Source organism: Enterobacter sp. GER_MD16_1505_Eko_090, assembly GCF_003331015.1.
In the GTDB taxonomy this organism is placed as follows: domain Bacteria; phylum Pseudomonadota; class Gammaproteobacteria; order Enterobacterales; family Enterobacteriaceae; genus Enterobacter; species Enterobacter roggenkampii.
The window spans coordinates 1-10,774 of sequence record NZ_PUQF01000035.1 but is presented as its reverse complement, the minus strand read 5'-3'; the positions used below and the strand labels follow the sequence as shown (position 1 = coordinate 10,774).

Below are 10,774 nucleotides of genomic sequence, written 5' to 3'. Positions count from 1 at the left end.
TCCACCTGCAAAATAAGTGGGTGCTTAAGTTACAGGATCCTGGATTCGGGACCAGACGGTACTCAGACGACGCTTACCCTTAATTCTCATTTTCTTCATCTGCAACGTGATCGCGAAAGACATCCGTGAAGAAAATATACAGCGCAAAAAATATATTACGCTCTCAACGAGAAAGGATCTAAACAGAGATATCTACCTTACTGTTTTATCTGATCGTTTCTTGATCTACACCTCAATCTTGTGGCATGTGCGAGGAACACGCGGTCCGTATTTTGCTCGTTAAGTGTGCGAGTAATGAAGAAACTCTAGTATTAGCCTTGCCTGCTTCTGGCATACAGCAGATAAACACGTAACTCTAAAGCGTCTACTGAGAGCGAAAAGCAAACCTTACGCAATCTTTTTTAAGGGATTTCTCGCTATGATGTTAAATACTATTACTTTTGTGGGTTTTAAGCAGCGGGGAACTTGGTGTTATGAAGTCCAGAAACGGGCCAAACGGAGTGCATTTCTTCGATCGGAATACAGGTTTGAACATCCTATTAGACGAATTGCACCTTCAGGGGGCAGTTTGGTCGACGTCTCCCCGTCAAGTCTCAATAGCACTCACCAATCTTTGCGATCTCCATTGCGCGTACTGTTTTGCGCCCAAACACAAGGCAGTGCTGCATACTGACCAAGTACTTAGCTGGTTAAAGGAATTGGATACTGAAGGATGCTTCGGCATCGGCTTTGGCGGAGGGGAACCAACTCTCCATCCAGATTTCGTCGAAATATGCAAACGGGCTGCCGGGGAAACTCAGCTTGCCGTTACATTCACGACCCATGGTCATCGTTTGTCGCAACAATTAGTTAAACACCTCAAAGGATCAATTCACTTCGCGCGTATTAGCGTTGACGGGACAGGCAGTACCTATGAAGAACTGCGCGGAAAACCTTTTGCCAATTTACTTAAGGGAATTGAATCGATTGCAACATTGTCGCCCTTTGGAATAAACGTCGTGATAAACGAACGTACAGTCTTTGAGCTTGATGCAGTAACTGAGCTGGCGCAACAGTTTGGAGCTAGTGAATTGCTGTTATTGCCTCAGCAAGCAACTAACGCGGTCGCAAGTATGAATGAAGTGGTCGGCCGAGAGCTTAAGAACTGGGTCTCCAACTATAGAGGAGAGGTTCGACTTGCAGTAAGTGAGGTGGGAGCGTCAGGACTACCCATATGCGATCCTCTTCCTGATGAAACTGGCCTTCGAGCCTACGCGCACATAGACGCTTCCGGCATATTGCGTATGAGTTCTTATTCAACCACCGGTGTGGATATTGGCGAAACCGGTGTTCTGTCAGCGCTTAAGCGACTTCGTAATACCTTAGAGATGAAATAAGGGGCACAGTAATGAAAATTTGGAACGGATATGGTTCTGAGCATTCGATGAACTTAGTTCTCATCGGAAAATTCAAGCAAGAGCAAGATGCAGAGAAGGTCGAGAAGGATATTAAAACGCTCATTACTCAGGCTGAGAAAGATGAATGTTACTCGATCCCTTTTGATGAGCCAGAGAATCAACGGTTTTCAGATGAAATGCTCTCATTACTATGCAGCCTAAAACTCCACACTTTAGGACCAACCGATCTTGGTCAATTGGTGTCAGATCATCATCTAGATCGAGAAGGCGATAGAATAACAATAACTACTGATGAGGCAGAGGTATCCGCGTTCGTGAAGCTGTTTGTCGAGGCTGGAGCAAAGGTCGAGATTTTCTCAGCGCATGACTATCCGTCCGATTCCAGCGATGCCAGTTGAAAGAGGATGCATTGATGCCTGAAGTAAATTGGAAAGTATTCAACGAACTGCCCGGTGCAGCAGATGTGAACTTCGAAAACCTTTGCCGCGCTCTGGTACGCCGACACTATGGTCGTTTCGGTCGCTTTAAGCAACTTGCAAATCAGCCTGGGGTGGAGTTTCACCTCGAGCTGACGGAGCCTTGTGATCTCGGTGCGCCACCAGGCTGGATTGGTTGGCAATGCAAGTGGTATGAGCTGGTGAATGGACAAGATTTGGGAGCCTCCCGCCGCAACAAGATCATCGAAGGTATCGAAAAGACGCGTAAGCATGTCCCTGGAGTAACCAATTGGAAGCTTTGGACTCATCACACGTTAACAAAAGGTGATCAAGAGTGGTTTTTCGCGCTAGAGCGAGACCGCTTCCCCGAATTGAAGTTAGAACTGCTCACTGCTACTGATATCGAAGATCTTTTGGTCGGACCGGGAGCGCTTTTACGGGAAACCTACTTTGGTGAACTGGTTCTAACCCCAGAGCTAATTGCTGAGCAGTATAAGCTTGCCGTGGCTCCATTTAAGAACCGCTACCAGCCAGACGTTCATGTATCGGTGGGGGCTGAGGAGAATATATTCAGGCATCTGTGCAGCCAAAACGCATGGGAATCTCTGGAAGAACTCTCAAACGCTTTAAAAAAGAATTATACGAGCATTGCTTCGGTTACTGAGCAACTCAAAATTGAGCTCAGGACTGAAGTTGAATTACTCCTGTCCCGGGTTATTGGGTTGACTGAGTTTATTGATGGTTTACACACGGCGCTCGGCAAAGGTGACTTTAACTCTGTACATCAAGCGTTGGTTTCAAATCCTCGTCAGCCGGTACGTTATGACAGGCTACTTTCGAAATTGCGTGGAGCTCGCTTTGACGGGGCTCCGTTAACCGCTAATTTGGTTGCAGATATTCACATGGTTTCGTCTGTTCTCCGCAGTCTGGAGCAGTCAATTGGTGCTCGGGCAGTTGCTGTACTTGCGGCGGCAGGTGAAGGTAAATCTGAACTTGCAGTCAAGGTAACCCAGCCAGAAGGGGAATTCCCAGGGGGAATTCTCCTATTGGGTAAGAATCTTCATTCAGGTCAAGGGCTTGATGATCTCGTAACTGCCTTCAAGATTTCTGGGAGGCCAGCAGAAAGTTTCGACCGCCTGATTGAGGCCGTAGATGCGGCAGGCCAGCGTGCAGGCAAACGCATACCTATTGTTATTGACGGTCTGAATGAGGCGGAAGATCCGAGAAATTGGAGGGATGAATTATCCCGAGCGGATGAGCTTCTAAAGAATTTTCCTTATGTTTTGTTAGTTGTCACTCTTCGCAATGAATTTGCCCAGATGTGTCTGCCTGAGGGGTTTCCCCAAGTTGAACATAACGGGTTTCAGGAAGATCCGAAGACAGCATTTGACAAGTACTTTGAGTACTACAAGATCGATGCTACCGATGCGGATCTACCAGTCGAACTCTTGCAGCACCCCTTAACACTGAGAATTTTTTGCGAAGTAGCAAATTCTCCTCGTCAGCATATTGTCGGAGTGGAAGCATTGCCCCGTTCGCTTGCAAGCCTGTTCGAAGCACATTTTAACAAGGTTGCCGCACGAGTCGCTGAGCTTTCACCGGCGATGCATCGCATTTATCAAGATGACGTTCAGGATGCACTACTGACGATCGCGGGTCTTCTTTGGGATAACAATGCGAGAAGTGTGGATTTTCAAGCTACACGGACGGCAGTTCGGGATATGGGGTGGAACGATAGTATTATTCGTGCACTGGAGTCTGAAGGCATACTAGTTAGGACTATTTCTCAAGAAGGTAGGCAAGGAGTTGCGTTTGCATACGACCTAATGGCCGGACATATGATGGCGCACCACCTGCTCAGGAAGCCTGAGTTGGTCCAATGGTTAAAAAGCGATGAAGGGAGCGCAAAATTTAAATCTCATGGACCTGATTCGCATACCTTCGCTTATGACGTATTCCGGGCTCTGGTTGATCTGTATCCGCAACACTCTGGTAGGCGGCAGCTTTGGCAAGACTTGTCGGATGATATACTCGTTATGAACGCTCTGTTATTGACGACGCAATCGGACCCAAGATATATCGGGCGGGCTACTGTTGAACGATTTGCTCAAGCTATGCAGGAGTCGAAGCGATTTGCACAATTTGCCTTCGAGAAGCTACGGAGCATCAGGGCTGCACTAGCACATCCGTTTGATATGAGCTTTTTGCATGATGTGCTAATGGCGATGTCCAATACTCAGCGCGATCTTTTTTGGTCCGAGTGGATTCGTCAAAAATCTGAACAAGTTAAAGATGACTTAAAATTCTTGTCGACGAGATGGAAATTGGGTCATCTGGATGAGCGTGAACTTCGGAGAGTTCGCTGGGTGATGTGGACATTGACGACGACATCCAGAGCTTTGCGGGATATGGCTACCAAAGCCCTGTATGAATTTGCCATCAGGCGGCCAGAAGAGTTTTTCCGGTTGGCGATGGAGACAAATGCAGTTTCAGACCCATATGTCCCCGAGCGAGTGTTCGCCGCAGCCTACGGTGCAGTCCTGACCACTTGGTCGGATATCGATGCAGTAGAGTTACATGATGCGTTGCCACGGTTCGCTCGTGAGATTTACCAAACCATGTTTGTACCTGATGCTACAGCTCCTACTTGGCATGCGTTATATCAACAGTACTGCCTGGGAATCATTGCCATTGCAAGGATGGTAGATCCAAATTGTTTTTCAGAGGATGAAGCTGCTCATCTTGTTCCGCCTTTTAGCCATCTGCCTAACGTATTTAAAAGCATTCGTCAGTACGATACAGCAGTCATCAAGCAAGCGCAGAGCGCAGCGATTCGAATGGACTTCGGTAACTATACGATTGGGAGACTTATTCCACATCGATCGAACTACGATGACAGCAACCCAGAGTACCAACAGGTGTTGAAGGCAATTATTTCTCGAATGCTGGTGCTTGGTTATGACCCTGAGCAGTTCGAAGCTATTGATCGGCAAATGTATTCCGGCTCTCGTATGGGAGAAGACAAACACAAAATCGATCGATATGGCAAAAAGTACGGCTGGATAGCTTACTTCGAGATGTGGGGACTGCGATACGCGCAGGGCCTCCTTTCCGAAGACCGCAGCGCTCGTCCATCGGACGCAGATATCGACCCGACGTTCCCGCTAGACGCTATGAGCATTGATTTGCCACTTCCAGCCTTGTTCAGCGAACAGTCGTCGGATGATGGGGATTGGATCATGAGGGGTCCGCAACCTGACTACCGTAGCATCCTTGAGATTACGGAAATTGATGGTCTGACGGGGCCATGGATCCTACTTGACGGTTTTGTTGAGCAAAATGCTACCTCGGATGACCGGCAGATTTTCACTTTCCTGCGAGGAGTATTCGTAGATAGCCAAGAAGTTGACAATTTATGTAGGTTGTTCACTGATCTTGAATATCCTGGCAACAGCGCCATCCCTGATGCTCCTGGCTACTATTACACCTATGCTGGTGAGATGCCTTTCTCGTCGATTCCGGGGCTGCTAGTCGCAAATGAACAAGAGGATGATAGTGATGAAAATTCGGTGTCCGCAGACAGATGGTCAGGCAATGGCGTTGCGGTAGATATCACTGTGCAGGACTACAACTGGGAGAGTTACCATAGCGTGGAGAACCAAAGCAGCGGTGCGAGCCTACCCTCAAAGCAACTTTGTGAGGCTTTGAATCTCAGATACCGTGCAAACACATGGGATTTGCATGATGCAGCAGGTGTGGCTTCACTGTACCGCAAAGTTAGCGAGTATGATTCGGCTGTCAGTGGCTCAGTCAGTTATCTGCGCCGTGATCTACTTGATCGTTACTTGATGCAATCCGGCAAGGTATTGGTATGGCTTATGTGGGGGGAGCGTGGTTTTCATTACCGCTCCAACAAGACGCACAATTTGCACAGGTATTACGTGAATCACCAACATATTCACAAGCGTATTCATATCCATCAGGTAGCTTCTGAGTGCTAGTAACCAAAATATTGCGGGCGGAGTCGCTATATGAGTTACGAATTCAGAAATCTTTCACCCGTAAACTTTGAGGATCTTATTCGGTATCTCATCTGAAAGTAGAAGGCTTCACTTCGAAGCCTTCTGTGCGGGCCAGATAGAGGCATTAACGATAGACATGTTCGTGCTAACGGTAAGGTTATTGAATAATAGGGGATCTCCGTTCAGTAAGATGATGTCCACCATTCAGTATGAGCATATGTCGAGAAATGGACTAGTAACATCCATTTTTTGTACAGATATTATCTCCGGGAATCCCTCGCATTCTTAGTAATCGTCCAACGTAACTCGAGTGAGTAAGCTGCTGCCGTGGCAGCTTCCAAATAACCTGTACTCGTCAATACGTTTCTCTCTGTACGCTTACATGGAGCTGACTGTTAGCTCTAGTTGTTTACACCATCTAACAGAGCCAGAACGAAGCTATGACTAAATACTGAGTACATAGGGAGTATGTAACTACTCTTCGCCTTGCCAGAAGAACAAAATAATTATTGGTCACTATGAGCTTTCAGACTCGTAAAGAGAATCTTACTAACTATAGCGACCTGAGAATGGGTCAAACAGGGATGTTATAGAAATGACATAGTGCGTTGGTCAGAATAGCAGGAGCAGCAGCGCCAGCAATGTTGAGCACACCGGTGAACGCCTGTCCTGTAATCTTACCAATCCATGCCCCAAAACTTTTTTCAACTTCTGTTTTAGACGTAGGTTTAGTTGATTGTTCAACAAGCTGTTTCAATTCAGAAAGATCATTATCCGCAATGCCGTACTTTTTAAGTTCATTCTCTAGAGAGGCAATGTCACCCGAACTTATAGAATTTTGCTGTTGAATGTCACCAGTATTACCTGCTCCGATTGCTCCAGCATTGTTTACAGCTCCATGAAAAATGTTGGTATTATTGACTGTCATTGGTGCAACCTCTTTTTCCGTAGTGGTAAAAATCAATCCTTCCCCAAAAACACCCTGCTTCTCTAATTCAAGTGACCAGTCGAGGATTTTATTTCGAACAGTGGTTATGACATGGTCGATTTTCCCTGAACTGAAAAACCAGCGAATCTCATACCTTGAACGCTGTCCAGCGTGTAGCATTTGGGCATAACCTACAGGTATTGGGAGGCTTACAGTCCCTATATCCTTATCTCTTAACCGTTTCATTGATGCTATCGATTCAGTAAGTTTGAAGGTTGTAAAGGGGGTGGTAATTTTCGGGTCAGATACGCCTAAATCAACCGGAATCCATCCATTGACAGGGTTGAATGCCTTCAATTGACCTTGTCCCGATCTATACTCTGGTACTGATGCAATCGTAGGGTAACCGTTTATCTCTAATTCTATCCACTCGGCAAGGTCTATAAGGTCTAGCTTTACTGCAATCATCTTAGCTTTCATTAAAACTGCAACAATATCCGAATTAGGATCACTTGCAAGAGACTGAAGCTCAATAACAGGAGAATGTGGCAATTTAAGCTCCTTACTAAACATCAGAATATGTTTAGCAACAGTTAAAGTTGTATTTTAAAATATTCGCATAGAGCATTAGTAAGGAGATTTGGTGCAACTCCACCCGTGATTCTAAGGTCACCTTTCAGTGCTTTCACAGTCATGTCACCAATCCAGCCACTAAAGCGTTGCTCTACCTCACCCCTAGTTGTTGGTGCTGGTAATGCATCGACAATTCGTTTTAGTGCTTTCCTGTCTTCTTCATTGAAGCCGTGACTTTCAAGTTCTTGGTCAAGAGAGTTGAAATCACCGGCTTTAATGGCATTGTGTTGTTGAATGCTGCCTGCGTTACCTGCCCCGATTGCCCCAGCATTGGTTACAGCCCCATGAAAAATGTTGGTATTATTGACTGTAAGGGGGGCGGCATCTTTTTCATTTTGAGTAAACAACAAACCCATACCTAAAATCCCTTGAGATTCAAGCTCTAATGACCAGTTAAGTATTTTGTTTCTAACTGTTGTGACAATGTGCTTCAACTTATTGGCACTGAAAAACCAGCAAATTTCAGATGGCGTTTCCTGCCCTTTCAAGATTAGCTCCACCAAACGTGGTGGAATGACTAAACGGCACATGCCATCTTCAGAGTCAGCATACTGCATCGATGAAATTGATTCGCTCAAGGTGTAAGTTTGTATCGTAGTAATGACACTTGCAGGCACATTTCTGAACTGGAGATTTTGCCACCCTTGATAAGGGTTCCAGTAACGGATTATACCTTGCCCCGTCCTATATTCTGGAAGATCAGCATCCCCAGGATAGCCATCAATCTCATACTCCATCCATTCACTAAGGTCCTTTAAACCTAGCTTTACAGCTATCATTTTGGCGGTCAAAAGAACTTCAATAATGTCACTTTCACGATTTCTAGCCAAAGCCTGAAGCTCAAGAACTGGTGAATTAATCATCTACGTGCGTCCCTTTTCATCAACACATCTATTTTAACCTTGTGTGTTACTAACTGTAAGCAAACTTTCTGCGTCGTCTGATAAGGTCAGACCTACTACCAATTGTTTAACTCATTGAGAAAGCCGTATTGTGCGAATAACTCTGCTCATCAAAATAATTTCAGATAGATATTATCTCCATGAATCCCCCCTGACGCCTTCTTGCCTCAGGGGTTTTGTTTTTCTACTGAGGTCGTATCGTGAAAAAATCAGAAGGTCTGCAGGCCATCGAAAAGCCACTGGCATCACTCCCCCACGCCATTGGCAAACATATTTTTGACCATATTCAAAAGCTCACTCACTACGAACCGGTCATCGGCATTATGGGAAAAACAGGCGCAGGGAAATCGTCGCTCTGCAATGCTCTGTTCCAAAGTGAGGTTACGCCCATCAGCGATATCAGTGCCTGTACCCGCGACGTGCTGCGATTCCGGCTGCGCAGTGTTCACCACAGCCTAATACTCGTAGATCTACCCGGTGTAGGTGAGAGTGAGCAACGGGATAAAGAATATGAATCTTTATATCGCCGAATCCTCCCTGGGCTGGATTTAATCCTGTGGATAATCAAAGCCGATGATCGTGCTTTCTCCGTCGATGAACGCTTCTACAAGCGAGTGATGACTGACCACCAGCATCGGACACTTTTTATCGTTAACCAGGCTGACAAAATAGAGCCCAGCCATGAGTGGAATGTCACCGGCAATGCGCCATCACCGGACCAGTCGGTTAATATCGAGGCCAAGCTGGAGTCCATTCGTCAGCTATTTTCGCCACACCATCCTGTGTGCGTTGTCTCAGCGAGAACAGAATGGAATCTCCCATCAATGGTAGAAACGGTAATGCGTTGCCTGCCGGATCGTGCCACCAGCCCATTGGCGGCACAACTGCATGGGAGGTTATGCAGTGAACCGATAAAAAAGCAGGCTCGTGAAGGCTTTGGTAATGCGGTCGGAGAAGTGTTTGATTCTGCTGAAGCGGCATCATTTATACCCTCGCCACTAAAAGCGGTCATCCGTACTGTCCGTGAGGCGGTGGTGTCCGTTGCTCGTGCCGTTTGGGACTGGATTTTCTTCTGAGCTGGCTGACTTGCCATTAACTTCGGGACATACCCTGTCCGTTCTGGCGTTTTATAAGCTGCTAAATTTCGACAGTTACCCCTTTACGCCCCATCACGGTTGATTTTGGCAACTGTAAAAAATACGTCGTCTGGTGTCCATTCCCTGTCCCACACCCTCGCTAAGATATTCTTTTTATTTTCAGCTAATTATCACACTGGAGAACCTGCCTCATGGCTCAGGTTGAACGTCGTCATGATCGGCTTGCCGTCCGACTGTCGTTAATTATCAGCCGTCTGGTGGCTGGCGAAACACTGGATTTGCAAGCGCTGGCAACTGAATTTGGTGTGTCGGTTCGAACCCTGCGCCGGGACTTTCGGGAAAGACTGATGTATCTGGACCTAGAGTATCGTAAAGGCCGATGCCGTTTGTTATCCGGTAGCCGACAGAGAGAGCTGGCGGTAATGACATTTGCTCGCCAGTCAGGCGTTGAAGCACTGTTTCCAGATATGGATAACCATCTGGTCAGTTCACTGTTGAGCGGACCAGGGGAGTCTCCTTGCCTTATCTGGCAAGGAGCAGCTCAGGCTTCATCACCAGACTCAGGCGTGTTTACTCGGTTGGTGAGCGCGGTATCTGAACATCGAAAGGTGACGCTGCTCGGTAAAGGTTGCCGCTGTACAGGTCTCGCTCCCTACCGGCTGGTTCTGCGTGAAGGCGAGTGGTATCTGACGGGGGAGCATCAGGCACGGATTGCCGTCTTTCCTTTGACGGATATTCGGGCAATCACGCTCCATAAAGACAGTTTTTCCCCGGATATCACTGTGCGTGACATCCTCTCACGCCCGGATTTTCTTCAGGCTTTACCCCTCTTTCGCTTTTTCAATTCAATGCTAGTCGCAACCAACTGCGGCCTTATACATCAAAAGGAATAATCATTATGAAACTGCTTACTACTACAGCGCTTGCTGCCAGCTTTTTCCTGGGGGCTGTTTTCCCAACTGAAGCTGGAAATATTGTCGGAACTGTTAAAGCCTGGCAATACATGCAGGCTGAAGGCTGGAAATCTGCCGATGGTATGGATGACAACATACTGCACAACATGCTCTATAAGGCCAGTGTGATTGATAACTATCCGTGGACGAAACAGTTTCTGTTACGTGTCCGTGGTGGTGGTGCGCTTTTTCTTGCCGATAAAAAGACGCACACGATTCGCCAACTGAAAGTGGAGCCTGTAGGTGAAACCTACAATGACATTGAAACGGTCTATCAGGGAGAAGACAAAGGTGAAGGATGCTATTTCGCTATTATCGACAATCAATCTGGATTGGCCCCTATATTTCCATACACTTTTTATCACTTAACCCATTACTGGTTCGCCGCCGCAGATATTCCCGTGG

7 protein-coding genes and 1 pseudogene are annotated in these 10,774 nt (G+C 46.7%); 6 read left to right on the top strand and 2 right to left on the bottom strand.

The window, feature by feature from the left end; all coding sequences use genetic code 11:
* Positions 1–473 precede the first annotated feature (473 nt).
* From C6A40_RS24020 to C6A40_RS24010, 3 genes are read left to right on the top strand one after another with little or no spacing between them, the layout of a single operon-like run.
* Positions 474–1,376 (top strand): radical SAM protein, encoded by a 903-nt coding sequence (locus tag C6A40_RS24020; protein ID WP_114191455.1) that lies wholly within the window; start codon positions 474–476, stop codon positions 1,374–1,376.
* A gap of 11 nt (positions 1,377–1,387) precedes the next feature.
* Entirely contained in the window at positions 1,388–1,795 is a 408-nt protein-coding gene (locus tag C6A40_RS24015; RefSeq protein WP_114191454.1) for a DUF6375 family protein, read from the top strand.
* A 14-nt stretch (positions 1,796–1,809) separates the two neighbouring features.
* A complete protein-coding gene (locus tag C6A40_RS24010; protein ID WP_114191453.1) occupies positions 1,810–5,835 on the top strand; it encodes a hypothetical protein in 4,026 nt (1,341 codons plus the stop codon).
* A gap of 595 nt (positions 5,836–6,430) precedes the next feature.
* On the opposite strand, the gene C6A40_RS24005 is transcribed toward C6A40_RS24010, so the two are convergent.
* On the bottom strand, positions 6,431–7,336 hold the full coding sequence (locus C6A40_RS24005; protein ID WP_114191452.1) for an AbiTii domain-containing protein: 906 nt from the start codon (positions 7,334–7,336) through the stop codon (positions 6,431–6,433).
* A gap of 41 nt (positions 7,337–7,377) precedes the next feature.
* Positions 7,378–8,280, bottom strand: a complete 903-nt coding sequence (locus tag C6A40_RS24000) for an AbiTii domain-containing protein (RefSeq protein WP_114191451.1) — start codon at positions 8,278–8,280, stop codon at positions 7,378–7,380.
* 239 nt (positions 8,281–8,519) lie between these two features.
* Between C6A40_RS24000 and C6A40_RS23995 the strand changes: the two genes are divergently transcribed.
* From C6A40_RS23995 to C6A40_RS23985, 3 genes and pseudogenes are all read left to right on the top strand, one after another.
* Entirely contained in the window at positions 8,520–9,395 is an 876-nt protein-coding gene (locus C6A40_RS23995; protein WP_114191450.1) for a GTPase family protein, read from the top strand.
* A 212-nt stretch (positions 9,396–9,607) separates the two neighbouring features.
* Positions 9,608–10,309, top strand: a complete 702-nt coding sequence (locus C6A40_RS23990; RefSeq protein WP_038886240.1) for a WYL domain-containing protein — start codon at positions 9,608–9,610, stop codon at positions 10,307–10,309.
* A gap of 5 nt (positions 10,310–10,314) precedes the next feature.
* Positions 10,315–10,698 (top strand): annotated as a pseudogene (locus C6A40_RS23985) (hypothetical protein); the annotation flags it as partial.
* Positions 10,699–10,774: the final 76 nt, after the last annotated feature.